The 25,208-nt window shown below is 71.1% G+C and carries 20 protein-coding genes and 1 riboswitch; of the genes, 12 read left to right on the forward strand and 8 right to left on the reverse strand.

The window, feature by feature from the left end:
• The coding region (locus tag D8M35_RS09000) for an EamA family transporter (RefSeq protein ID WP_148113347.1) at window positions 1–385 on the forward strand (385 nt) is incomplete at its 5' end.
• Here D8M35_RS09000 and D8M35_RS09005 read toward each other — a convergent pair.
• Window positions 372–2,054, reverse strand: coding sequence for a long-chain-fatty-acid--CoA ligase (locus D8M35_RS09005; RefSeq protein ID WP_126891550.1), 1,683 nt, complete (start codon window positions 2,052–2,054; stop codon window positions 372–374). The two genes, D8M35_RS09000 and D8M35_RS09005, sit on opposite strands and share 14 nt — an antisense overlap.
• Window positions 2,055–2,126: 72 nt before the next feature.
• Between D8M35_RS09005 and D8M35_RS09010 the strand changes: the two genes are divergently transcribed.
• Window positions 2,127–3,056: an oxygenase MpaB family protein gene (locus D8M35_RS09010; protein WP_126891551.1), complete on the forward strand. Its 930-nt coding sequence runs from the start codon at window positions 2,127–2,129 to the stop codon at window positions 3,054–3,056.
• Between the two features lie 190 nt (window positions 3,057–3,246).
• Here the strand turns inward: D8M35_RS09010 and D8M35_RS09015 are convergent, their stop codons facing one another.
• From D8M35_RS09015 to D8M35_RS09035, 4 genes are all read right to left on the reverse strand, one after another.
• The gene (locus tag D8M35_RS09015; protein ID WP_126891552.1) at window positions 3,247–4,230 is read right to left on the reverse strand and encodes an aldo/keto reductase; all 984 of its coding nucleotides are present in this window, start codon (window positions 4,228–4,230) and stop codon (window positions 3,247–3,249) included.
• A gap of 374 nt (window positions 4,231–4,604) precedes the next feature.
• The gene (locus D8M35_RS09025) at window positions 4,605–5,171 is read right to left on the reverse strand and encodes a TIGR03086 family metal-binding protein (RefSeq protein ID WP_126891553.1); all 567 of its coding nucleotides are present in this window, start codon (window positions 5,169–5,171) and stop codon (window positions 4,605–4,607) included.
• 611 nt (window positions 5,172–5,782) lie between these two features.
• Window positions 5,783–6,343 (reverse strand): YceI family protein, encoded by a 561-nt coding sequence (locus D8M35_RS09030; RefSeq protein ID WP_126891554.1) that lies wholly within the window; start codon window positions 6,341–6,343, stop codon window positions 5,783–5,785.
• Between the two features lie 121 nt (window positions 6,344–6,464).
• The gene (locus D8M35_RS09035; protein ID WP_126891555.1) at window positions 6,465–7,130 is read right to left on the reverse strand and encodes a hypothetical protein; all 666 of its coding nucleotides are present in this window, start codon (window positions 7,128–7,130) and stop codon (window positions 6,465–6,467) included.
• Window positions 7,131–7,853: 723 nt separating this feature from the next.
• Between D8M35_RS09035 and D8M35_RS09040 the strand changes: the two genes are divergently transcribed.
• The 8 genes from D8M35_RS09040 (at window position 7,854) to D8M35_RS09075 (ending at window position 17,316) form a co-directional block, all read left to right on the forward strand.
• Window positions 7,854–8,858 carry an aldo/keto reductase family protein gene (locus D8M35_RS09040; protein ID WP_058750614.1) on the forward strand — a complete coding sequence of 335 codons (1,005 nt, stop codon included), beginning with the start codon at window positions 7,854–7,856 and terminating at the stop codon, window positions 8,856–8,858.
• 286 nt (window positions 8,859–9,144) lie between these two features.
• Entirely contained in the window at window positions 9,145–9,675 is a 531-nt protein-coding gene (locus D8M35_RS09045; RefSeq protein ID WP_238638168.1) for a GtrA family protein, read from the forward strand.
• Window positions 9,672–11,198: a glycosyltransferase gene (locus tag D8M35_RS09050; protein WP_174234726.1), complete on the forward strand. Its 1,527-nt coding sequence runs from the start codon at window positions 9,672–9,674 to the stop codon at window positions 11,196–11,198. The genes D8M35_RS09045 and D8M35_RS09050 overlap by 4 nt, the downstream gene beginning before the upstream one ends.
• Window positions 11,195–13,183 carry a glycosyltransferase family 39 protein gene (locus tag D8M35_RS09055; RefSeq protein ID WP_126891557.1) on the forward strand — a complete coding sequence of 663 codons (1,989 nt, stop codon included), beginning with the start codon at window positions 11,195–11,197 and terminating at the stop codon, window positions 13,181–13,183. The genes D8M35_RS09050 and D8M35_RS09055 overlap by 4 nt, the downstream gene beginning before the upstream one ends.
• Window positions 13,184–13,574: 391 nt before the next feature.
• Window positions 13,575–14,483, forward strand: coding sequence for a DUF4397 domain-containing protein (locus D8M35_RS09060; protein WP_126891558.1), 909 nt, complete (start codon window positions 13,575–13,577; stop codon window positions 14,481–14,483).
• Between the two features lie 131 nt (window positions 14,484–14,614).
• Window positions 14,615–15,766, forward strand: a complete 1,152-nt coding sequence (locus D8M35_RS09065; protein WP_126891559.1) for a glycosyl hydrolase family 8 — start codon at window positions 14,615–14,617, stop codon at window positions 15,764–15,766.
• Complete coding sequence (locus D8M35_RS16585; RefSeq protein ID WP_161972633.1) at window positions 15,763–16,476, forward strand: class F sortase; 714 nt, start codon at window positions 15,763–15,765, stop codon at window positions 16,474–16,476. Before D8M35_RS09065 ends, D8M35_RS16585 begins: the two co-directional genes overlap by 4 nt.
• 45 nt (window positions 16,477–16,521) lie before the next feature.
• Window positions 16,522–17,316, forward strand: a complete 795-nt coding sequence (locus D8M35_RS09075; protein ID WP_202976545.1) for a polyprenol monophosphomannose synthase — start codon at window positions 16,522–16,524, stop codon at window positions 17,314–17,316.
• A gap of 82 nt (window positions 17,317–17,398) precedes the next feature.
• Here the strand turns inward: D8M35_RS09075 and treZ are convergent, their stop codons facing one another.
• Genes treZ through glgX form a run of 3 tightly spaced genes read right to left on the reverse strand, consistent with a single transcriptional unit; the run spans window position 17,399 to window position 23,912 of the window.
• Window positions 17,399–19,153 carry a malto-oligosyltrehalose trehalohydrolase gene (treZ, locus tag D8M35_RS09080; protein WP_126891562.1) on the reverse strand — a complete coding sequence of 585 codons (1,755 nt, stop codon included), beginning with the start codon at window positions 19,151–19,153 and terminating at the stop codon, window positions 17,399–17,401.
• Window positions 19,150–21,612, reverse strand: a complete 2,463-nt coding sequence (gene treY, locus D8M35_RS09085) for a malto-oligosyltrehalose synthase (protein ID WP_126891563.1) — start codon at window positions 21,610–21,612, stop codon at window positions 19,150–19,152. The genes treZ and treY overlap by 4 nt, the downstream gene beginning before the upstream one ends.
• Window positions 21,609–23,912, reverse strand: coding sequence for a glycogen debranching protein GlgX (gene glgX / locus D8M35_RS09090; RefSeq protein ID WP_238638169.1), 2,304 nt, complete (start codon window positions 23,910–23,912; stop codon window positions 21,609–21,611). The genes treY and glgX overlap by 4 nt, the downstream gene beginning before the upstream one ends.
• Window positions 23,913–24,041: 129 nt before the next feature.
• Between glgX and D8M35_RS09095 the strand changes: the two genes are divergently transcribed.
• Window positions 24,042–24,368: a spore germination protein GerW family protein gene (locus D8M35_RS09095; RefSeq protein WP_126891564.1), complete on the forward strand. Its 327-nt coding sequence runs from the start codon at window positions 24,042–24,044 to the stop codon at window positions 24,366–24,368.
• Window positions 24,369–24,458: 90 nt separating this feature from the next.
• Window positions 24,459–24,570, forward strand: a riboswitch (TPP riboswitch).
• Window positions 24,566–25,208: ECF transporter S component (locus D8M35_RS09100; protein ID WP_126891565.1), on the forward strand; the 643-nt coding region annotated here is incomplete at its 3' end. (Overlaps the previous riboswitch by 5 nt.)

A 25,208-nucleotide genomic window follows, 5' to 3' on the forward strand; every position in this document is an offset into this window, starting at 1 on the left:
TACCGGGGCCGGCACCGCGCCCGGAGCAGCCGGGCGCGGGGTGGTCGGGGCCGTGTTCGGGCTGGCTGCCGTCCCGCTCGTCGTGCTCGCGCTGGTCGCCGGGCACGACGCCCTGTCGGTCGGGGCCAACTGGCCCGTGTTCGTCTACCTCGCGCTCGTGCCGACGGTGCTCGGGCACTCGCTGTATGCCGTCGGGCTGCGGCGGGTGAGCGCCTCGGTCGCGACCCTGCTGTCGCTGTTCGAGCCCGTGGTCGCCGCGGTGCTCGCCGTGCTCGTGGTCGGCGAACACCTCGGCGGTGCCGGGTGGGCGGGTGTCGGGCTGGTCGTGGCCGGGCTCGCGGTGCTCGCGCTCCCTCGACGGACGGGCGTCCCTACTTCGCGGTGATCTGGTCGCGCACCTTGCGGCGGAGCACCTTGCCGATCATCGAGCGCGGCAGGTCCTCGACCACGACGATGCGCCGCGGCACCTTGTAGGCCGTGAGCTGCTCGCGCGACCACGCACGGAGCGCCTCGGCGTCGAACGCCTTCGGGTCCTTGGGCACGACGGCCGCGACGACCTGCTCGTTGCCGCCCTGCGTGATGCCGACGACGGCCACCTCGCGCACGCTGGGGTGCTTGAGCAGTGCGTCCTCGACCTCGGACGGCGACACGTTGAAGCCGCCGGTGATGATGAGCTCCTTGAGCCGGTCGACGATGCTCACGAAGCCGTCCGCGTCGATCGACACGACGTCACCGGTGCGGAACCAGCCGTCGGGCGTGAAGACCTCGTCGGTCGCCTCGGCCTTGCCCCAGTACCCGCGGAACACCTGCGGTCCCCGGACCTGGAGCTCGCCGGCCTCGCCCGTGCCGAGCACCTTCGACTGGTCGTCCGGGTCGACGACGCGGGCCTCGGTGGACGACAGCGGCAGACCGATCGCACCGAGGCGTCGCTCGGGGGAGACCGGGTTCGCCATGAGGACGGGGGAGCACTCGGACAGGCCGTAGCCCTCGACGAGGTAGCCGCCCGTGCGGGCCTCCCAGGGCTCGACGACGTCCTGCGACAGCGGCATGGCACCCGAGATCCCGATCTCGATGCCCTGCAGCGACACCTTCGCCGAGTCCGCCGCGTGCTGCAGCCGGGTGTAGATCGGCGGCACGGCCGGCAGGAACGTCGGCGGGTGCTTCTTCATCGCCTTGAGGACGAGTGCGGGGTCGAACGCCGGGAAGAGCACGAGTCGCGAGGCCATGCTCATCGCGAAGGTCAGGCACAGCGTCAGGCCGTAGGCGTGGAACATCGGCAGCACCGCGTACACAGTGTTGTCGCCCCGCCGGATGGCCGGCACCCAGGCGCGGGCCTGCGCGGCGTTGGCGAGCAGGTTCCGGTGGCTGAGCACCGCACCCTTCGGCACCCCGGTGGTGCCCGACGTGTACTGGATCAGCGCGACGTCGGTCGTCGTCGGACGCGGGTGGCGCTTCGACAGCTTCCGGGTGGAGACGAGGTCGTCCCACTTCGTCGTACCGCGCACGCTCGTGGTCAGCTTCGCGCGGGACTCCCGGGCCTTCGCCACCGGCAGTGCCAGGGCGAGACGGGTCGCCCGGGGCATCGCGCGTGTCAGGTCGACGGAGACGATCGCGTCGAGGCGCACGTCCGCGGGGAAGTCCTGGAGCGTGGCGACGGACTTGTCCCACGCGATCGCGACCTTCGCGCCGTGGTCCTCGAACTGGTGGCGGAGCTCGCGCGCGGTGTACAGCGGGTTGTGCTCGACGACGATCGCCCCGAGCCGGAGCACCGCGTAGAAGGCGACCACGTGCTGCGGGCAGTTCGGCAGCACGATCGCCACGCGGTCCCCGGCGCTAACGCCGAGCTTCCGCAGGCCGTTCGCAGCGCGGAGGATCTGCTCCTGCAGGTCGGCGTAGGTCGTCGTCCTGCCGAAGAACTCGAGCGCCACCTTCCCCGGGAAGCGGTCTGCTGACTGCTCCACGATGTCGGAGAGCGAGCCCGTGGGCTCGTCGATGTCGTGCGGGACCCCCGGGGCGTACGAGGCAAGCCAGGGACGAGGCGTGTCGATGCTCACTCGGCCAACCTACCGGCGGAGCCGTGCTCGTTGTCAGGGCCCACTGTCAGGGGCACGTCGGACTATGGGGGCATGGCTTCCGTGTCCGACGCGTTCCGCTCCCGCCTCAACGACACCTTCACCAACGGCGCGACCGAGCGTCCCGCCTGGATCGACGAGCTCGAACAGGGCTCCGACGCGGGCTTCTTCGGCCCGGGCTCCGCGACCTGGGCCGTGCACGGCGGCAACCACACCGTGCTCGCCGGCGTCCGCGCGCTGCTCGTGCAGGCGCTCCACCCCGGCGCACTCGCCGGCGTCGCCGACCACTCGCGCTACCGCGAGGACCCGTTCGGCCGCCTCGCGGGCACGATCCGGTGGATCTACACGGTGTCGCACGGCGACACGCAGCAGGCCACGCACGCCAGCCAGTGGGTGCGGAAGCTGCACGAGCGGGTGGTCGGCGAGTACGTCGACGGCCACGGCGTGACGAAGCCGTACGCCGCGAACGACCCGGACCTGGCACGGTGGGTGCACCTCGCCTTCACCGACGCCTTCCTGCGGAGCGCACAGGTCTGGGGCAAGCCCATCCCGGGCGGCGCCGACGCCTACGTGCGGGAGTGGGCGATCGCGGGACGCCTCATGGGTGTCGAGGATGCTCCGGAGTCGGACGCCGAACTCCGTGCGCAGATGAACGGCTACCTCGACCGTGGGGAGCTCAAGGCCGACGCCCGCACGCACGACGTGGTCCGGTTCATCAAGGACCCGCCCCTCGCCAGGCTCCTCCGCCCGGGCTACCGGGCGCTCTTCGACGGGGCGGTCGCATCGCTCGACCCGCGGCACCGGTCGATGCTCGCGCTGCGGACGCCCGGTGTCGGGCCGGTGCAGCTGCCGGTCCGTCAGGTCGCGGGTGTCGTGCTCGACGGGATCGGCGCGGTGCTCGGCACGACCCCGGGCACGGAGCGTGCGGCGCTGGTCCGGATCGCGCGGTTGGAGCAGGAGGCCCGGCAGGACGCCACCGCCTGACCGGCGGGCCCGTTCGTCTCCGGGGATCCGGTCGTCGATCCGTCTCCGGGGGTCCGGTCGTCGGTCCGTCTCCGGCGGTCCGGTCGTCGAACCGTCTCCGGTGGCCGGCCGTCGATCGGGACGCGCGCCCCGACGGACGGGAGGCGCGGTGCCAGCCGGCACCGCGCCTCCCGTCCGTCATCGGGTCCAGTCAGAAACCGGACGGCACGCGGGGGGTGTAGGCGGCCTCGAGTCGCGACACCTCGTCGTCCGTGAGCTCCATCGCGGCCGCGGCGACCGCGTCGTCGATGTGGTGCTCCTTCGTCGCGCCGATGATCGGCGCGGTGACGGCGGGCTTGCCGGCCACCCACGCCAGCGCGACCTGGGCCATGCTCGCGCCGCGGGCCTGGGCGACCTGCTGCACCGCGTCGACGATGGCTCGGTTGGCGTCCTCGTCCTGGCGGTAGAGCGTCTTGCCGAACTCGTCGGTGTCCGAGCGGCTGCCCGAACCCTGCGCGTCCCACGGGCGGGTGACCTTGCCGCGTGCCAGCGGGCTCCACGGGATGACGCCGACGCCGGTCGTCTGCGCGAACGGGTGCATCTCGCGCTCCTCCTCGCGTTCGAGGAGGTTGTACTGGTCCTGCATGCTGACGAACTTCGTCCACCCGTGCAACTCGGCGGTGTGCTGCATCTGCGCGAACTGCCACGCCCACATGCTGCTCGCGCCGATGTACCGCGCCTTGCCGGCCTTGACGACGTCGTGCAGGGCCTCCATCGTCTCCTCGATCGGCGTGTGCGGGTCGAAACGGTGGATCTGGTAGAGGTCGACGTAGTCGGTGCCGAGCCGGGTCAGCGACGCGTCGATCTCGTGCATGATCGCGGCGCGGGAGAGTCCAGCGCCGTTGGGGCCCGGGCGCATGCGGTTGAAGACCTTGGTGAAGACCTGGACCTCCTCGCGCGGGGCGATCTCCTTGAGGAGCTGCCCGGTGATCTCCTCGCTCGAGCCGGCGGAGTAGACGTTGGCGGTGTCGAACGACGTGATGCCGGCCTCGTAGGCGCGGCGGACGAAGGGGCGAGCGGCATCGATGTCGACGCTCCACGGGTGGGCGCCCTGGTCTGGCTTGCCGTAGGACATCATCCCGAGGACGATGCGGCTGATCTCGAGGCCCGTGCGCCCGAGACGCGTGGTACCCACCGAGGCCGAGGTCGAGGCCGAGGCCGAGGCCGGGGTCGGGGTGGCGCTCGAGCGGGCGTTGTCTGTCGCGTCCGTGCTGGTCGAGCGGGCGTTGTCTGTTGCGTCCGTGCTGGTCGAGCGGGCGTTGTCTGTTGCGTCCGTGCTGGTCGAGCGGGCGTTGTCTGTCGCGTCCGTGATGACTCCTTCGTCGTTTCCGCCCGCCGGGTGTCGGGCGGGTGGTTCCTGTCGTGCGGTGTGGTGTCCGTGGCCGATTCCGCCCGTCGGACGCGCGCCGCCCTGTCCAGTACTCGCGCGGGCGCCGAGCGGGCGGAAGCTTCCGAGACGTCTGCGCTCGATCGGCGATTCCGCCCACTCGCGCTGGGCTGGATCGAGCGTCAGGCGTTCACCCTGGCATCGCGACCTGTGACCGCGAGCAGGCGGACCTGCAACGGAGCATCGTCGTCGACCTGGACCGGTGCGGCGTAGAGCCCGGTCGCGGCGAGGTCGTGGATCTGGGGCTCGAAGTACTCCCAGACGGCGCGGACGAGTTCGTCGGGCAGTGACTCGTCAGTTCCTGTGGCCCGAGCGAGATCCCACGTGTGGATGGTGATGTCGCTGGTCTGCTCGGTGAGGTACTCGTCTGCTCGGACGACGTCGGTGCTGAGGTGGACCGGAGTGTCAGCGGGCGCATTTTGCCAGGCGCCCGATGCTGCCGAAGCGAACTTCGTCCACTCGCTGGCGAGATCCTGGCCGATCGGCTCGAGGTCAGCCTCTGCTTGGGCGTAGTCGCATCCCGTCAGGAGCTTCGGGATCCAGCGCTGCTCGTCGATGACGTGGGTCACCAGGTCGCGTGTCGTCCATTCCGAGTCTGGCGTGGACGCTTCCCAGTCGGTCACGGCGGCAACGCGGCGGCCGAACTCGGCTGCCGCGAGGGACTGCAGCGCGATCCAGTCGGTGGCCATGGTGGTGCTCCTCTTCGGTCGGGACGGGTGCGGGGTGCAACGGGATCGGCGATCGGGCGATTCCCGTGCCGGGACAGGGGACAAGTTACGCCCGCCCGGGGGTCGTCGGCGCTCGTGCGGCGCAGCGCTGTGTCACTGTCGGACCGAGGAACGTGCAGGAGCCGTCCCGAGTGGGCTGGATCGGCACGAGCGCCGGGGGATGAGGCGCGGAGATGGCCCGTTCGTGGTCCGGCGGGTGGTATCGGCTCGGGATGGCCGGTCGAGCCGCGGGAACCGCCCGTTCGTGGTCGGGCGGGTGGTATCGGCTCTGGATGGCCGGTCGAGCCGCGGGAACCGCCCGTTCGTGGTCGGGCGGGTGGAATCGGGTCGGGACGGGTGGTCGAGCCGCGGGAACCGCCCGCTCGCGGTCGCGTATGGGGAAGCGGTCTCGTGCTCGGCCAGCGCAGGACAAAGCGGTGCAGCTGGAGGGGGTGCGTACGGACGCGGAACGGCCCGGCTCCGTGGGGGAGGAGCCGGGCCGTTCGCCGGGTACTGCAGGTACTTCGTTCGGTGTCCGCGGCCGTCGACCCCGCACGCTGCGGGGGATCAGCCGTGGTTCGGTGACTCGGAGGTCAGGCCGCCTGGAGGACGAACTGCACGTCGAGGTTGATGGTGACGTCGTTCCCGAGCGTGAAGCCGCCGGCCTCGAGCGCTGCGTTCCAGTTCACACCGAACTCGGTGCGGTCGATCTTCGTGGTCGCCTCGGCGCCCAGCTTGACCTGGCCGTAGCCGTCGGTGGTCACGCCACCGAACTCGGTCTTCAGGGTGACGTCCTTGGTGACGCCGCGCAGGGTCAGCGTGCCGTCGATGAGCATGTCGTCGCCGTCCTCGCGGATGCCGGTCGACTTGAAGACCATCTGCGGGTGCTCCTCGGTGAGGAAGAAGTCACCCGTGGCGAGGTGCTGGTCGCGCTGCGCCTGGTTCGTGTTGATGCTCGCGACGTCGATCGAGGCCTCGAGGGTCGTGTCGAGCGGGTTCTCGGCGGTGACGAGCGTCGCGTCAAAGCGCTCGAACGAGCCCTTGACCTTGCTGATCGCGAGGTGGCGGACCGAGAAGGTGACCTCGGAGTGGGTCGGGTCGATCTTCCAGGTGCCGGTCTGGTAGCCCGGGATGGCGGAGGCGGTGAGCGTCATGGTGACTCCTTACGAGAGCGTTGGTCTGCGGTTCCCGACCAGGCGAAGCATGTTCATGCGCCTGCATCGAATCGAACTGTAGCCCATTCTGCACCCGTTTGGTTGAAGCGTCAACCAATGTTCACGAGATCGTCGCGTGCGGGTGTCGAGAACGCGTGTCGTGCCTCCCGGCCGTCCCCGTGGTGAGCAGCCGCCGGATGCGCTGGACGAAGACGTCGGCGAGTGCGCCGACGTCGTCCGCTGTCGCACGGACCAGCCACCAGTCGACGTCCTTCAGGTGCTCACCCCGGGTCAGGTCCTTGCGGAAGGTCCGCGGATCGGACCGGTGCAGGTCGCTCTCGTACTCGATCGCAACCCTTGCGGCCGGGTAGGCGAGGTCGACGCGGGCGATCCACTCGCCCGCGACGACCACGTCGTGGTTCAGCTTCGGCTCGGGGAGACCGCGCCGGAGCAGGGTGAGCCGGAGGCGTGTCTCGCCGGGGCTCCGTGAGCCCGGTCGTACCTCGGCGAGGGCAGCGCGCGCCTTGCGGATGTGCCTTGCGCCGCGGTGTCGACCGACCGCGGCCTCGAGTTGGTCCACCGTGCACCAGTTCAGCCATCCGACGAGCCCGTCGCCGGCGACGATCAGTTCGTCGACCGTGAGGACTGCGGCGAGCATGACGAACGTGGTGGCCGGGTCCACGATCGGAGCGGTGCCCGAGTGGACCACCCTCGCGAGGTGCGCCCGCGTGCGGTGCCCGACGGTCCCGCGCACGCGGAGCGCCTGGTCCTTCCCGATCGTGGTCACGTGGACTCGCTGGTCGGCTTCGAGTCGGCGGGGGAGCGGGATGCCGAGGAGCTGTGCAGCCGTCGTGTGACTGAACGCCTGATCGCGCCGGAGTCGAGGTGCGACGGCTCGCGCTCGGTCCGCATGGGAGCTGGGTGGGGTCCAGCAGCGGGTGCCGTGGAAGGGTCGGCAGAGCCGTCTCGAGCGGAGGCGGCTCGGCGGGACGCCGCGGCGCAGGGCCTCGCGGACGCGGAACGGGCGTCCGCGGAGCGCTGGTGGGAAGCGGTCGGCGATGGACATGCAGGGAGCGTGGCAGGCCGCTCCCCCTCGGCGAGGCGACTGCTCGCGAGCTGTGGACGGGAGTGCGGCCGAGCGTGGTGTGCAGGACCGGGGCCCGGCAACTGGGGGAGAGCGGGATCGCGAGTGGGGGCGAGAGCGGGGCGCTGCTGCTTCCCGTGCAGGTCGGGCGGACGAAATCGGGCAGGGCGGGGAGGCTCGTGGTGACCGTTCCGCCCGCTCACGGCGGGCGGCCGGAATCGGGCAGGGCGGGGAGGCTCGTGGTGACCGTTCCGCCCGCTCGCGCACCCGCGACCCGCCCGCCCGCTCACGCACCGCCTGCCCGTACTTCGCCTCTCTCCCGTGAGTCCCGCCCGCTCCCCTCCCCATCCCCGGGTCACCCCACACCTGTCCACAGGTACTCCCACACCCCCTCACGAGAGCGCTCACTCCACTAGCGTCGGGAGCATGGAATTCAGGTACCTGGGCAACTCCGGACTCAAGATCTCCGAGATCACCTACGGCAACTGGCTGACGCACGGCTCGCAGGTCGAGAACGACGTCGCCACCCAGTGCGTGCGGGCAGCGCTCGATGCCGGCATCACCACGTTCGACACCGCCGACACGTACGCCAACACCGCGGCGGAGACGGTCCTCGGCGAGGCGCTCAAGGCCGAGCGTCGCCAGTCGCTCGAGATCTTCACGAAGGTCTACTGGCCGACCGGGCCGAAGGGGCACAACGACGTCGGCCTCTCCCGCAAGCACATCATGGAGTCGATCGACGGTTCGCTCGAGCGCCTCCAGACCGACTACGTCGACCTCTACCAGGCGCACCGGTACGACCACGAGACCCCGCTCGAGGAGACGATGCAGGCCTTCGCCGACGTCGTCCGACAGGGCAAGGCGCTGTACATCGGCGTCAGCGAGTGGAACGCGGAGCAGATCCGCGCCGGTGCCGCCCTGGCCAAGGAGCTCGGCTTCCAGCTCATCTCGAACCAGCCCCAGTACTCGATGCTGTGGCGCGTCATCGAGGGCGAGGTCGTGCCCGCCTCCAAGCAGCTCGGCCTCAGCCAGATCGTCTGGTCGCCGATCGCCCAGGGTGTGCTGACGGGCAAGTACAAGCCGGGCCAACCGGCCCCCGAGGGCTCCCGCGCCACGGACGAGAAGGGCGGCGCGGACATGATCAAGCGGTTCATGCGCGACGAGGTCCTCGAAGCCGTGCAGCGTCTGCAGCCCGTCGCCGACCAGGCCGGACTCACGCTCGCCCAGCTCGCGATCGCGTGGACGCTGCAGAACCCGAACGTCGCCTCGGCGATCGTCGGTGCGTCCCGCCCCGAGCAGGTCACCGACAACGTCAAGGCAGCGGGCGTCACCCTCGACGCCGATGCGCTCGCCGCGATCGACGACGCCCTCGGCGACATCCCGGAGCGCGACGCCAGCAAGACGGTCAGCCCGGAGAAGCGACCCGCGTAACGCACGCGACCGACCGACGGACGGGAGGCACGGGGCCAGCTGGCACCGTGCCTCCCGTCCGTCGTGCAGTACCTCGCGACGAACGCAACCGTTCGGCCGGACTGCCTACCCGGCGCTGATCAGCACAAACGTTGACAGAAGTTCACTGATGAACAGCACGTGTCGCGGAACTGTCAGGGCCCTGGCAGGAGTTGTACCCCGACCAAACCACTCGTGAGCGTGCCCCCGAAGAGGGGGCATGCCCCGAACCGTCACCCCCGTTCTGGTGCCACCGAGCACCGGCCCGGTGCCGATCGAATCCGCAGTCGCCGACCACCCAGCGGCGACCAGCGGCGCGTCGGCGACCCTCGCTCGGCCTGCCCGCGTCCTACGCCTCCGCGCGACGGCGACACAACTCGCGTCTTTCGGCGCCATCGGAGCGATCTGCTTCGTCATCGACCTCGGTGTCTACAACCTGCTGCGCGCGACCGTCCTGCCCGACGGACCCATCGCCGCGAAGATCTTCTCCGCGGTCGTCGCCACCGTGGTCGCGTGGCTCGCGAACCGCTCCGTCACGTTCCGCTCGCAGCGGCGGGTCGGCCGGAAGGAGACCCTCCGCGAAGGGCTCCTCTTCGCCGTCACGAACGTCATCGGCCTCGGCATCGCCGCCGCCTGCCTGTTCGTCTCGCACTACCTACTCGGCTTCACCTCGACCCTCGCCGACAACGTCGCCGGCAACGGGGTGGGTCTCGTCCTCGGCACCGTTTTCCGGTTCGTCGCGTACAAGGCCCTCGTCTTCCGTTCCACCGACGCTCACGCGAAGGAGCACTCCGCATGACCATCACCGCCACGCTGCTGACGGCCGCCGGGCCGCTGCTGCAGCCGAACGAGGGAACAGGCCCGGCAGGGAACGTCCCGAACCGCGGGACCACCGACGTCCCGACGGGAGGCTCGGGGCAGGCCCCGCAGGTCGCCTGGTCGCTGGGCGAGTGGATCGGGTACTCCACTCTCATCGCTGTCTCCGTGCTGCTCACGGTGATCGCGCTCACCACGCTGTGGTGGATGCTGCACGCCTGGCGGTCGCGGGATGCGCTGAAGTCGACGAGCTTCAGCCAGACCCCGCTGCCGGCGGCGCACCGCTTCACCCTGCTGGTGCCCGGTCGGCACGAGCAGGACGTGATGGGCGAGACGCTCGACATGCTCGCGAAGCAGGACCACCCGGACTTCGAGATCATCGCGATCGTCGGCGAGGACGACCCGGAGACCGACGCGGTCGTCCGTGCCGCCGCCGCCCGGCACCCGGAGCTGATCAAGATCGTCGTCGACGACACCGCGCCGAAGAACAAGCCGAAGGCGATGAACCTCGCGCTGCAGTACGCCACCGGCGACATCGTCGGGGTGTTCGACGCCGAGGACGAGGTCTACCCGAAGCTCCTGTCGCTCGTCGACTCGCGCTTCCAGGAGACCGGCGCCGACGTCGTGCAGGGCGGCGTGCAGCTCATGAACTTCCGGTCGAGCTGGTGGTCGCTCCGCAACGTGCTCGAGTACTACTTCTGGTTCCGCTCGCGCCTGCACTTCCACGCCGGCTCCAAGTTCATCCCGCTCGGCGGCAACACCGTCTTCGTCACCCGTGAGCGGCTCGAGTGGTCGGACGGCTGGGACGCACACTGCCTGGCTGAGGACTGCGAACTCGGCGTCCGGCTCTCCGCCGACGGGGCGAAGGTCGTCGTCGCCTACAGCCCCGAGGCGGTCACACGCGAGGAGACGCCACCCACCTTCGCGTCCCTGCTCAAGCAGCGGACCCGGTGGAACCAGGGCTTCCTGCAGGTCCTCGGCAAGGGGGAGTGGAAGAAGCTGCCGTCCTTCCGCCAGCGCTTCTTCGCCCGCTACATGCTCACCATGCCGTTCATCCAGGCGGCGACCGGTCTGCTCATCCCGCTCAGCGTCCTGATGATCCTGTTCGTCAAGGTGCCGACCGCGATCGCCCTCGTCTCGTTCATCCCCGTGGCGCCGACGCTCATGCTGCTCGCCGTCGAGGTCGTCGGACTCAACGAGTTCGGCCGCATCTACAAGGAGAAGGTCCGCATCCGCGACTACGTGAAGCTCGTCCTCGGCCTCGTGCCGTACCAGGTGTTCCTCGCCGCCGCGGCCGTCCGCGCCGTCGTCCGCCATGTGAAGGGGCAGAACGGGTGGGAGAAGACCGAGCACACCGGGCAGCACCGCACCGGCGGTGGGCAGTCCGAGGTCGTCGGCTTCGCGTCCGAGCTGACCGGCTCGTCGTCGTCCTCGTCTTCGTCGTCTTCGTCGTCCTCGTCGTCCGAGCGTGAGCTCGCCGGCTCGACCACCGGGGGTGCACGATGACCGCCAGCCTCACCCACACCACCGGGATCCCCGTCCGGGGCGCCAGCTCGCTCTCCGGCGTGCGCGGCTGGTTCCGAGTGCACGCAGCAAGCCTCGGCTGGCTGCTCCCCGTCCTCGCCGTCACCGTCGGCGTGCAGCTCTGGAACATGTCCGGCACGCCGCAGCGCATCGACGACGAGGGCACGTACACCGCCCAGGCCTGGGCGATCGCGAACCTCGGCGAGATCACGCACTACACCTACTGGTACGACCACCCGCCGCTGGGGTGGATCCAGATCGCGGCGTACACATCGCTGACCGGGGCGTTCGCGCGCTACCCGTTCGCCGTCGAGGCCGCCCGCGAGGCGATGGTCTTCTTCACCGCCGTCTCCAGCGTCCTGCTCTTCGTCCTCGCTCGCCGACTGGGCGCAGGTCGCGTCACGGCCGCGGTCGCGGGGCTCGTCTTCGCCCTCTCGCCGCTGGCCCTGCAGTACCACCGCACGGTCTACATCGACAACGTCGCGACACCGTGGCTCCTCGCGGCGTTCGTGCTCGTGCTCAGTCGACGGCAGCAGCTCGCCGGGTTCGCCGGTGCCGCTGCCTGCCTCGGCATCGCGGTGCTCTCCAAGGAGACGTACCTGCTCGCGCTGCCGTTCCTGATCTGGATCGCGGTCCGCCGGGCCGACAGGAGCACCCGTCGGTACACGCTCAGCGTCGCCGGGGCCGTCCTGGTCGTCATCGGTGGCGGCTACCTGCTGCTCGCCGCGGTCAAGGGTGAACTCCTGCCGGGCGCCGGGCGGGTGAGCCTCTTCGAGGGCATCACCTACCAGCTCGGCTCGCGGACCGCGTCGGGCTCGATCTTCGACGCCGGCAGCCTGGCGAACCAGGCCGCGGCGCAGTGGTGGGCGCTCGACCCCGTCTTCATCGTGCTCGGATCGGTCGCCGCGGTCGTCGGGCTCTTCCTGCGTCGGGTCCGCCCGATCGCCGCGATGCTCGTCTTCCTGCTCGCGATGATGTTCCGCCCGAACGGGTACCTGCCCGTGCCGTACGTCATCGTGCTCGTGCCCTTCGCGGCGCTGCTCGTCGCGTACACCGCCGAGCGGGCGGTCCTCGCGCTCGCCGGACGGGTCCGGTCCAACGCCCGGACCCGTGTGCACGGAGTCGCTCGACGTGGTCTCGGGGCGACCTGGGCCGTGGTCACCGCAGTGGCCGTCGTCGTGGCGGTGCCGCTCTGGGGCACGCAGCTGCGCGGGTTCACGTCGGCGAACCTCGACCTGCCGATGCAGCAGGCCGAGCAGTGGGTCGGCGACAACGTCCCGAAGTCCTCGCGCCTGCTCGTGGACGACGCCATGTGGGTCGACCTCGTCCGCGACGGCTTCGCCCGCAACAACGTCATCTGGTACTACAAGCTCGACACCGACGCCGCCGTGCAGCGCCAGTCGCCGAACGGGTGGAAGGACTCGGACTACGTCGTCACGACGGACTCGATGCGCACCGGCGGGAACTCCTCGCAGGACGTGACGCAGGCCATCCGGAACTCGACCAGCGTGGCGACGTTCGGCACCGGTGACCAGCAGGTCGACGTCCGCCGCATCCACGCCGAGGGCGAGGCTGCCGCGAACGAGGCCATCAGTACCGCCACGAACGGGCGGAAGACGATGGGCACCGAGCTCGCGCAGAACCCGGCGCTCCAGGCCGACGCGGGAACGAAGTCGCAGTTCCGCGCCGGTCAGGTCGATTCGCGCGCGATGCTCGCCCTCGGACAGGTGCTCGCTGACCAGTCCGTTTCGGTCGACCGATTCCGCCCGCTCACGGGAGAGGACGGGCAGCCCTTCCGCCGTCTCGTCGTGCAGACCACCGATCGGGCGGAAGCTGCTCGTGCGGTCGCCACCTTCGACGCCATGAGCGACGGGATCCGCCCGACCGATGTCGAGCGCGACGGCGATCGCGTCGTCGTGACCTACGCCCCGGCCGACCCCACGACGACGCCGACCAGCGCGTCCTGACCCGTCCCCGCCTCCACGAACGGGCGGTTCCGGCAGCGGCGGTCGTCGTCCGCAGCAGGATCCGCCCGCTCGCGGAGGCGACGAGCCAGCGGGAGCGCCCGTGTCCGGCGAGCGGGCGGAACCGGCAGCCAGATCGCCGGGGACGAGCAGGAAGCGCCCGCTCGCAGCTCGACGACGACTCTGCACCACGACTCCAGCCCGAGCGGGCGGAACCGGCAGCCGGACCGCTGGGGCCGAGCAGGAAACGCCCGCTCGGCCAGCGGCTCCGCACCACGACGGTACCCCGGGCACCCCGAGCACCCGAAACACCCGACGCAACCCGAGACCCCGAGCACCAAGCACCCCGAGCACCCGACGCACCGAGCACCACACGAAACGAAGGAGCACCACGATGCACGCACGCACCTCCGCCCCGAACGACGCACGCACCTCCGCCCCGAACGACGCACGAACCCCCGCACGCACCCCCGCACCCACCACCGGACGCCGCACCGCCCGCCGTCCGGTCGTCGTCGCCGGGATCGCCGCGGCCGTCGTCGTCGCCACCGTCGGCCTCGCCGCACCGCAGACCGCCTCGGCCGCGACCGGCACCGACGAGGGATGGCTGCGCGTCGGCCACCTCTCCCCGGACACCAAGAGCGTCGACGTCGAGCTGACCAGCCTGTCCGGCGGCAAGACGGTCTTCGAGCTCGACGACGTCACCTACGGCCAGGTCAGCCCGTACCAGGAGCTCCCGGTCGGCACCTACGTCCTCTCGATGCGCGCCGCCGACGCGCCCGACTCCACCCCGGTGATCTCGACCGACGTGCAGGTGCAGCAGGGCGACGCGAACACCGTGGTCGCCTACGGCAAGAACGACGACCTGAAGACCAAGGCGTTCACCGACGACCTGCAACAGCCGGGTGACGGCAAGGCGAAGCTCCGTCTCGTCCAGGCGGCGACCACCGCGAAGGAGGTCGACGTCAGCACCACCGACGGCACCGCCATCGCCGAGGACGCGTCCTTCGGCACCGCCACGCAGTACGCGACCGTCGGTGCCGGCAAGTGGTCGCTCGACGTCTCGGGCAGTGGCCAGCGCGGCACCGCAGAGGTGGACCTCGCCGGCAACACCGTCTCCACGCTCTTCGTCCTCGACGACAGCAAGGGCGACCTGACCGTCGTGCCGGTCACCGACGCGGCCGCCACGGCAGCGACCCCGTCCGGCGGCGTCCAGACCGGTGGCGGCGGCGCAGCCGCCGACCGCCCGTTCACCGAGTTCACGCACGCGGTCGTCGCGGCGGTCCGCTCGCTGTTCCACTGACCGACGGGCAGCCGACGGGTCACGCGACCCGTCGGCCCCGGCCTGGAGGCGCGGCTCACCGCAGCCGGTCCGCCCACGTGCACCGCGCCTCCCGTCCGACCGTCCCCGACCACCCCGGAAGAGGTGCCGGCATGACCCGCAGGACCTGGATCCCCATCACCGCCGCAGCGGCGGTCGTCGTCGCCGTCGGCGTCGCCCTCGTCGCCGTCCGCCCCTGGAGCGACACCGTGCCGCAGGCCGGCACGACCTCGAGCGCGACGTCGTCGCCCGCGCCGGACGTCGAGCGCAGCGCGACGCAGCTGCGGTCGGACTTCCTCGACGACCACGTGCAGGGCGGCCGGGTCGTCCGCACCGACCAGGGAGGCGACACGGTCAGTGAGGGGCAGGCCTACGGGCTGCTCATCGCGTACGCGAACGACGACCGGAGGACCTTCGGTGCGATCTGGTCGTGGACGCAGCGGCACCTAGTGACCGACGACGACCTGCTCGCGTGGCGGTGGACGCCCCAGGACGGCGTCGCCGACGAACAGTCCGCGAGCGACGCCGACCTCGACGCGGCCCGGGCCCTCGTGCTCGCGGGGGAGCGCTGGGACGACGAGCGGTACACGACGGCGGGGAAGACCCTGGCGTCGGCGATCCTCGAGCACGAGACCGCGACGACCGACCTCGGCCGGATCCTGCTCCCGGGGCCGTGGGCGGACAGCGAGCCGTACCGGTACAACGCCTCGTACGCGTCGCCGGCGGCGTTCCGGATCCTCGAGCGAGCGACCGGCGACCGTCGGTGGACCGAGCTCGAGCAGGGCTCGTCGGCCGTGACCGCCGCCGTGCTCGACGAGAGCGACCTGCCGAGCGACTGGTCCCAGGTGCACGCCGACGGGACCGTCGACCCGATGCCCGCGTCGGGCGACCAGGGGAGCGTCGTCTACGGGTGGGAGGCCATGCGCCTGCCGCTGCGCTACGCCGAGGCCTGCTCCGCCGACGATCGTGCCCTCGCGGCCTCCGTCGCGCCGACGCTCGCGCGGAGCACTCGGTTGGCGGCGCAGCTCGACCTCGGCGGTACGGCCGTGACGGGGGACACGAGCGGCCTGGCCTACGCTGCCCGCGCAGCGGCGGAGCACGCCGCGGGGTCGTCGTCGGCTGCTGCCGCGGACCTGCGTCGGATGGACCGGACCGCGGCGACCACGCAGACGTACTACGGCGACGCCTGGGCGGCGCTCGGTGCGACCATGCTCACCTCGGACGTCCTCGGCGGCTGTGCGACCGCGGCGGGAGGCGCATCGTGACCGGGCGCCGAGCCGCGACCGGAGGGACGCGCTGGTGGTCCGGCCGTCGGGGCGTCGTGGTCGGCGGGGTGCTGGCGGCGGTCCTGGTCGGGGGCGGCATCGCCGGTGTCGCCGTCGCCACCACCGGGACCGACGGGACGGGGCCGCAGGCGGCAGCGAGCAGCGCAGCGTCCGCGACGGCCGATCCGGGTGCGGCGGCGAACGGTTCCGGGGCCGGCGACACGTCGGGCTTCCAGGACCCCGCTGCCCCGGCGGCCCGCTCGACCGCGACGCCGGTACGGGTGGAGATCCCCGCGATCGGGGTGTCCTCGGGCCTCGAGGACCTCGGCCGCGGATCCGCGGGTGAGCTCGACCCGCCGAAGGACTGGGACAGCGCGGGCTGGTTCGCCGACGGCATCGTGCCCGGGCAGGTCGGTCCGGCCGTGATCGCCGGGCACGTCGACAGCCCGACGAGCGCAGCCGTCTTCTTCCGGCTCGACGAACTCGTGGCCGGGGACGAGATCCACGTGTCCATGTCCGACGGCAGCGACCGCACCTTCACGGTCGAACGGTCCGAGCGCGCCGCGAAGTCGGCGTTCCCGACGAGCGACGTCTACGGCAGCTCGCCCACACCGCAGCTCCGCCTGATCACCTGCGACGGCACGTTCGACACCGCGACCGGGCACTACACCGACAATCTGATCGTGTTCGCAGACCTGTCGTCGGGCTGACGCAGGGCGACCCGATACCCTTCGATGCGAAGCGCAAGGAGCACCATGAGCACGTCACTGGTCATCATCCCGACCTACGACGAGGCGGAGAACGTCCGCCCGATCGTCGCCCGTACCCTGGCCGCGACCGACGACAGCGTGCACGTGCTCGTCGTCGACGACAACTCGCCGGACGGTACCGGCGACATCGCGGACGAGATCGCGCGCGAGACCGACCGCGTCCACGTGATGCACCGCACGGTGAAGGACGGCCTCGGCGGGGCGTACCTCGCCGGGTTCGCCTGGGGCCTCGAGCACGGCTACGGCAAGCTCGTGGAGATGGACGCCGACGGCTCGCACCACCCGGAGTACCTGCCCTGGATGCTCGAGCTCGCCGACTCGAACGACCTCGTGCTCGGCTCCCGTTGGATCAAGGGGGGTGAGGTCGAGAACTGGCCGTGGTACCGCGAGTTCCTGTCGCGCGGCGGCAACCTCTACACCCGGATGGCCCTGGGCATCGCGGTGCGTGACGCGACCGGCGGCTTCCGGGTCTTCACGTCGAAGGCGTTCGAGCGGATCGACCTCGCCGGTGTCGCGTCGAAGGGGTACTGCTTCCAGGTCGACCTGTGCTGGCGTGCCCTCGAGGCCGGGCTGCGGGTCGTCGAGACGCCGATCACCTTCACGGAGCGTGAGTTCGGCGTCTCGAAGATGAGCGGCAACATCGTCCGCGAGAGCCTGACCCTGGTGACCAAGTGGGGCATCGACCGCCGCCTGCGCGAGTTCCGGTCCCTCGTGAAGGACCACCGTCGGCTGCCCTCGGTGCGCAAGAACGCGCACGCGGTCGCGGACCAGTCCGCCTGACCGGTCGGAGCCGCGAACGCAACAGTCCCCCGTGGAACCTCCACGGGGGACTGTCGCGTTCGCAGTGCGGTCGGGGCGCTCGTCAGCGCAGGACGACCACGCCCCGCGAGGTGAAGCGGACGACACCGGGTTCGACACTCGCCTCGCCGAAGCGGTAGAGCTCCTCGCCGGTCGCCTCCGGCACGGGGACCTCGGCGGCGTCGTCGGCGAAGTTCACCACGACGTGCACCGGTGCCGCGTCCGGACCGAGCAGCCCACGCGTGAGCACGAGCCAGCGGTCGTCCCCGTCGAAGCGGACGGCGTTGGCCTCGTAGCGGTGGTCGACGAACGCCTGCTCGGTCCGACGCAGCGCCACGAGCACGCGGTACGCCCGGAGGATGCGCGCACCCCGGTCCGAGGTGACGTCGGCCCAGTCGAGCTTCGAGTTCGTGAACGTGGTCGGGTCCTGCGGGTCGGGCACGACCGACTCGTCCCAGCCGTGCTCGGCGAACTCGGCGATCCGTCCCTTCGCCGTGATCTCGCCCAGCGCCTTCTCCGGGTGCGAGGTGAAGAACTGCCACGGCGTGGTCGCCGCGAACTCCTCGCCCATGAACAGCATCGGGGTGAACGGGCCGAGCAACGTCAGCGCCGCCGCGATGACGAGCGACTCGTCGTCGAGCGTTGCCGCGAGCCGGTCGCCCGCGGCGCGGTTGCCGATCTGGTCGTGGTTCTGGTTCGCGACGACGAGCGCCGTCGCGGGCGAGGTGCCGCGGTCGATCGGTCGTCCGTGCCGCTTGCCCCGGAACGAGGACCACGTGCCGTCGTGGAAGAAGCCCTGCTCGAGCACCTTCGCCAGTGCCGACAACGGTTCGAAGTCGGCGTAGTAGCCGTTCGTCTCGCCGGTGACCGCCACGTGCACGGCGTGGTGGAAGTCGTCCGACCACTGACCGGTGAGTCCGTAGCCCGCGGCCTCTTGCGGACGGAACATGACCGGGTCGTTGAGGTCCGACTCGGCGATGAGCGACAGCGGACGCCCGACGAACTCGGAGTACGCCTCGGTCTCGGAGGCCATGGCCTGCAGCACGTGCGGACGCGTGGTGTCGCGGATCGCGTGCACGGCGTCGAGCCGGAGCCCGTCGACGTGGTGGTCGCGGAACCACATCCGCACGTTGTCGAGCACGTACCGGCGGACCTCGGGGTGCTCGACGTTGACCGAGTCGCCCCAGGTGTTGCCGAGCCCCTGCAGCAGGTACGGACCGTACAGCGGCAGGTAGTTGCCGCTCGGACCGAGGTGGTTGTAGACGACGTCCTGGATGACCCCGAGCCCCAGCGCGTGGGCGGTGTCGACGAACCGGTCGTAAGCGTCGGGACCGCCGTAGGGGTGGTGCACGGCGAACCATCCCACCCCGTCGTAGCCCCAGTTCCACTCACCGTTGACGGCGTTCACGGGGAGGAGCTCGACGAACTCCACACCGAGCTCGACGAGGTGGTCGAGCTTGGCCGCGGCCGCGTCGAGCGTGCCCTCGGGCGTGTAGGTGCCGATGTGCATCTCGTAGATGACGCCGCCGCGGGCGGGACGGCCGGTCCAGGCCTCGTCGGTCCACGCGAAGCGCTCCGGGTCGACGACCTCGGACGTGCCGTGCACCCCGTCCGGCTGGTACCGGCTGCGGGGGTCGGGTCGGACGTCCTCGTCGTCGTCGATGCGGAAGCCGTAGCGCGCACCGACGACCGGGGCGACCTCGTCGGTGCTCCACCAGTCGTCGTCACCACGGGTCAGCGCGTACTCGACGTCGTCGACGACCAGGCGCACGCGCTCCGGGTTCGGTGCCCAGACGGCGTAGCGGGCGGGAACGGTCATGCGTGACCCTCCAGGATCTCGATCTCGGCCTGCTGGTCGGAGACGGCGGCGCCGTCGGACCCGGCGGCTGCGGGTGTGGCCGTCGACGTGGACGAGGAAGCAGCGGCCGCGCCGCCGTCCGTCGTCGCGGTGTCGACGAGGTCGGCGGGCACGAGGAGCGCCACCGGCAGGTCGGTGAGCAGCTCGGCGAGCGCGATCCCGCGGGACGCCGGGAACCGCCGACCGGTGAGCAGGTCGACCCGGTCGAGCGGCACGGGGTGCACCAGGGTGTCGCCCCAGCCCCCGACCCGCTCGAGTCCGACGGGCAGGCGCGTCGCGACGGTCACGGCGCCGCCGCGGTCGAACGCCAGGACGTGGTCCGCGGCGCTGCCCGTGGCCTCGAGCCCGAGGTAGCGGGTGAACAGCTCGGGGCGGTCGCGGCGCAGGCGCAGGGCACGGCTGACCACGAGGGTCTTCACGGCGCCGTCGAGGCCGACGGCCGGCAGGCGCTCGGGTCCGTCGTCCTCGGGGCCGTCGAGCCCGGCGAGCACGTGGCGGAGTTCGGTGTAGTCGACCGGTCGGCGGTTGTCCGGGTCGACGAGCGAGCGGTCCCAGCCCTCGGTGCCCTGGTAGACGTCCGGCACGCCGGGCATCGTCAGCTGCACGAGCTTCTGCGCGAGACCGTTCGACCACCCGGCTGCGTCGACGGTGCGGTCGAGCTCGTCGAGCACGGCCACGACCTCCGGGTCGTCGAAGGACGCGTCGACCAGGGCGTGCATCTGCTCCTCGAAGGCCTCGTCGGGTTCGGTCCACGTCGTGCTGTCGCCCGCTTCGCGCGATGCCTTCTCGGCGTAGGCGTGCAGCCGCTCACGGCTCGCGGGACGTGCACCGACGATCGCCTGCCACAGCAGGTCGGCGAACACGGCGTCGTCGAGGGGCGCGAGCGACTGCAGGCGCTCGAGCGCAGCGGTCCACTCGGACCCGAGCTCGGCGAGCACGGTGATGCGCGCGCGGGTGTCCTCGCTGCGCTTCGTGTCGTGCGTGGTGAGCGTCGTCATGGTGTGCGGCCAGCTGCCCTGCCGGTCGCGCTGGGCCTGGTGGAACGCCTCCACCGAGACGGCGAACAGGCTCGGGTCGGCACCGACCTCGCTCAGGGTGGTCAGGCGCGACGTGCGGTAGAACGCGGTGTCCTCGACGCCCTTCGCCATGACCATCCCCGACGTCTGCTGCAGCCGGACGGCTGCGGCGTGGCCGGGGTCGACGAGCGCCGGCGCGATGCGGTCGATCACGTCGTCGAGGTCCGGGCGCGCCTCGGCTGCGCGTTCGAGCGCGCCGATGAGGTGGTGGACGCCCTCGGGCAGGTACGTCCGGTAGACCTCGAAGGACGCCACGATCTCGGCGACGGCGTCCACGACGCGGTCCTCGGGCACGTCCGCCGCGACGGGGGCGAGGAGCCGGGCGAGCCGACGGACCTCGCTGCCGAGGATGCCGTCGGCGATGCCCCGACGTGTGTCGTGGGTGAGCTGCTGCCAGTCGGTGGGCTCGGCGCCGGACGCGGACGAGAGCGCCGCTTCACCGGCGGGGTCGACGAACACCCGGTCGACCACTGCGAGTGCGTCGTACCCGGTCGTGCCGTCGACCGGCCACGACGACGGCAGCTGCTCACCGGGCTCGAGGATCTTCTCGACGAGGGTGTACGCGCCGCCGGTCAGCTCGTGCAGGTCCTGCAGGTAGCCGGCGGGGTCGTACAGGCCGTCCGGGTGGTCGATCCGCAGACCGTCCACCAGGCCGTCGCGGAACCACCCGCCGATCGTCGCGTGCGAGGACGCGAACACCTCGGGCTCCTCGACGCGGATCGCCGCGAGGGTGTTCACGGCGAAGAAGCGGCGGTAGTTGAGGTCGTGGTCCGCACGCTTCCAGTGCACGAACTCGTAGTGCTGGCGGGCGTGCACGGTCTCGACGTCGTCGCCGTCGTGCACGGTGCCCTCGGCGGTCGGGTACGCGGTCTCGCCGACGTACAGGCGACCGTCGCGCAGCTCGACCGCCTCGAGCAGCCGGTCGTCGAGCACCGGGATGCGGATGCGACCGTCGCCGGCCTGCCAGTCGACGTCGAACGCCCAGGCGACGGGGGAGCCCTGCCCGGCCTCGAGCAGCGACCACCACCACGGGTTGGCCTCCGGCGTCGCGACGCCGACGTGGTTCGGCACGATGTCGACGAGCACGCCGAGGCCCGCGGCGTGTGCGGCCTCGGCGAGCGCCCGGAGTGCGGCGTCGCCACCGCGCTCGGTGTCGACGTGGGAGTGGTCGACGACGTCGTAGCCGTGCTGCGACCCGGGCTCGGCCTGCAGCACGGGGGAGAGGTAGACCCAGTCCGCACCGAGGGTACGGATGTGGTCGACCACGCCCTGGGCGGCAGCGAGGTCGAAGTCTGCGGTGACCTGCAGCCGGTAGGTGGACGTGGGGACGCGGCGAGCGCTCACGCGGTGGCTCCTGTGGATTCGGGTTCGGTGTCGGGAGAGACGGGCTCGGATCCGGGCTCGGACTCGGGCTCGGAGGAGGCGGCGGTCGCGGGCTCGGGGTCGGTCGCGGACGCTGTCGGCGCCGCCGCCGGGTTGCTCGGGGTCGACTGTCGCCCGCCCTCGACCGACTCGACCTGGGTGGTCGTGACCTCGTGGTCGGGCTCGGCGCGGAGCACGATCATCGAGCGTGCGGGCACGTCGAGCGGTGTCCCCGCGTCGAGGACCGTCTCGCGCGCCCCCGGTTCGGCCGTGTCGATCCGCACGGTCCAGCCGGGGGAGTACTCCTCGGGCGGCAGCGTGAAGGTCACGACGTCGTCGTGTGCGTTGTAGTACGTCAGGAACGCCACGTCGGTGACGCGCTCGCCCCAGCGGTCGCGGCCGCGGATGCCCTCTCCGTTCAGGTACATGCCGACGCTCTTGCCGAAGCCGGAGTCCCAGTCCTCCGGGTCCATCGCCTCGCCGGAGGGGGTCAGCCAGACGACGTCGGGCAGCGGCTCGCCCTCGCCTCGGCGCACCGGACGACCGTTGAAGTACCGGGTGCGGCGGAACGTCGGGTGGTCGTGCCGGAGCTTCACGACGTCGGCGGTGAACTGCACGAGCTCGTCGTCGGCGTGCTCCCAGTCGATCCAGCTGATCGCGGAGTCCTGCGCGTACACGTTGTTGTTGCCGTGCTGGGTGCGGCCGAGTTCGTCACCGTGGGCGATCATCGGCACGCCCTGGCTGAGCAGGAGCGTGGCGAGGAAGTTCCGGCGGCGCTGGAGACGGAGCGCGGCGACGTCCGGGTCGTCGGTCGGTCCCTCGAACCCGGAGTTCCACGACCGGTTGTGGCTCTCGCCGTCGTTGTTGTCCTCGCCGTTGGCCTCGTTGTGCTTGTCGTTGTAGGCGACGAGGTCGTACAGCGTGAAGCCGTCGTGGGCCGTGATGAAGTTGATGCTGGCCTTGGGCGTCCGACCGTCGTGCTCGTACAGGTCGGCCGACCCGGAGATGCGCGAGGCGAACTCGCCGAGCGTCGAGGGTTCGCCCCGCCAGAAGTCGCGGACGGTGTCACGGTACTTGCCGTTCCACTCGGACCACTGCGGCGGGAAGTTGCCGACCTGGTAGCCGCCGGGTCCGACGTCCCACGGTTCGGCGATGAGCTTCACCTGCGACACGATCGGGTCCTGCTGGACCAGTTCGAAGAACGCGGCGAGCCGGTCGACCTCGTAGAACTCCCGCGCCAGGGCCGCGGCCAGGTCGAAGCGGAACCCGTCGACGTGCATCTCGGTCACCCAGTACCGCAGCGAGTCCATGATGAGCTGCAGCGAGTGCGGGTGCCCGACGTTCAGCGAGTTGCCCGTACCGGTCGTGTCCATGTAGTACCGCTTGTCGTCCTCGACCAGGCGGTAGTAGGCCGCGTTGTCGATGCCGCGGAAGGACAGCGTCGGTCCGAGGTGGTTGCCCTCTGCCGTGTGGTTGTAGACGACGTCGAGGACCACCTCGATCCCCGCACGGTGGAGCTCGCGCACCATCGCCTTGAACTCCTGCACCTGCTGCCCGCGGTCGCCGGACGACGAGTAGTGCGAGTGCGGCGCGAAGAAGCCGATCGTGTTGTAGCCCCAGTAGTTCGACAGCCCCTTCTCCTGCAGCGTGGAGTCGTTGACGAACTGGTGCACGGGCATGAGTTCGAGCGTCGTGATCCCGAGCCGCTTGAGGTGCTCGATCACGGCGGGGTGCGCGACGCCGGCGTAGGTGCCGCGCTGCTCCTCGGGGACGTCCGGGTGCGTCTCGGTGAGGCCCTTGACGTGCGCCTCGTAGATCACCGTCTCGCCGTAGGGGATCCGGGGAGCCCGGTCGCCCTGCCAGTCGAAGAACGGGTTGATGACGACGCCCTTCATCATGTGGGACGCCGAGTCCTGGTCGTCGGTCGAGTCCGGGTCGCCGAACGTGTACGAGAACAGCGCCTGGTCCCAGTCGATGTCGCCGCTGGTCGCCTTGGCGTAGGGGTCGAGGAGCAGCTTGTTCGGGTTGCCGCGCAGCCCGTTCGCCGGGTCGTACGGGGCGTGCACGCGGAAGCCGTACTCCTGCCCCGGGGCGACGTTCGGCAGGTAGGCGTGCCAGACGTGGGCGTCCACCTCGACCAGGTCGACGCACTCCTCGTTCCCCGCGTCGTCGAACAGGCACAGTTCCACACGGTCGGCGACCTCGCTGAACAGGGCGAAGTTCGTGCCGCTGCCGTCGTAGGTCGCCCCGAGGGGGTACGGGTTGCCGGGCCAGGTGTGCAAACGGTCCTCCAGGTGTGGGTCCGGCCAACATATCGGCGCAGCCTGCCCGCGTCCGCAGACAAGCCACAGCCGTGGACACCAGGATCGCGGCCCCGGCCTGTGGAGGAACGGCCGAGTAGCCTCGCGCGCATGGCCAACATCGTCAGTCAGATCGCAGACAAGGTGCGCCCGGTGGGCGTCTCGACGAACTACGGGGAGCCGGTCGAGGTCGGCGACCAGACCCTGATCCCGGTGTCGATCGGCTGGTTCGGCTTCGGCGCCGGCGGCGACGACGAGAACGGCGGCGGCGGCGGTGGCGGTGGCGGCGCCTCGATACCCGTCGGCGCGTACGTGCGCCGACCGGGTCAGGACCTGCAGTTCGAGCCGAACCTGATCTCGCTGCTCGCGGTGAGCATCCCCACCATCTGGGTGACCGGCAAGGCCCTGAGCAAGGTGATCCGCGCCCTCAAGAAGTGACCCACCGGACGGGAGGCCCGTGGCGACGCCGCCACGGGCCTCCCGTTCGTCACGGGGGCACGTCCTCCGACGCGACCGCGTCTAGACTGCTGGCACACACACGGGAGTCCGGGACCGCCGGGCTGAGAGGGAGCGAACGGCGCTCCGACCGTCGAACCTGATCCGGGTCATGCCGGCGCAGGGAGGAGTCAGCAACCATGCCTGCAACCACGCAGTCCGCAGCACCGTCCACCACCGTCCGGCGCTCGTTGCGCTGGCGGGTGGTCGACATCGTCGTCGCGAGCGTCCTCGCCGTCGCGATCGGTGTCGTCTTCAAGCTCTGGGAGTTCGGCTACGAGCCGATCAGCGCCGTCGCAGGCCTGGTCCTGCCGGGCACCCAGGCGCTCTTCGGCGGGGTCTGGCTGCTCGCCGGGCCGGTCGTCGCGATCGTCGTCCGGAAGCCCGGCGCCGCACTCTACGCCGAGATGGTCGCGGCCAGCGTCGAGGCGCTGCTCGGCACCCAGTGGGGGTGGCTGACGCTCGAGGCCGGGCTCGTGCAGGGCCTCGGGGCCGAACTCGTGCTCGCACTGTTCCTCTACCGGGCCTACCGACTGCCCGTCGTCGTGCTCGCCGGTGCCGCCGCGGGGCTCGCGCTCGGCATCAACGACACCGTGCTCTGGTACCCGGGCCTCGACGCCGCGTTCAAGACCGTCTACGTCGTGTCCGCCGTGGCGTCCGGCGCCGTGATCGCCGGGCTCGGGTCGTGGCTGCTCGTGCGGGCGCTCGCCGCGACCGGCGTGCTGTCCTCGTTCGCCGCGGGGCGTGAGCACGCCCGTCGCTCGACCGTGACGACCGCGCAGG

Source organism: Curtobacterium sp. HSID17257 (assembly GCF_003989515.1).
In the GTDB taxonomy this organism is placed as follows: domain Bacteria; phylum Actinomycetota; class Actinomycetes; order Actinomycetales; family Microbacteriaceae; genus Curtobacterium.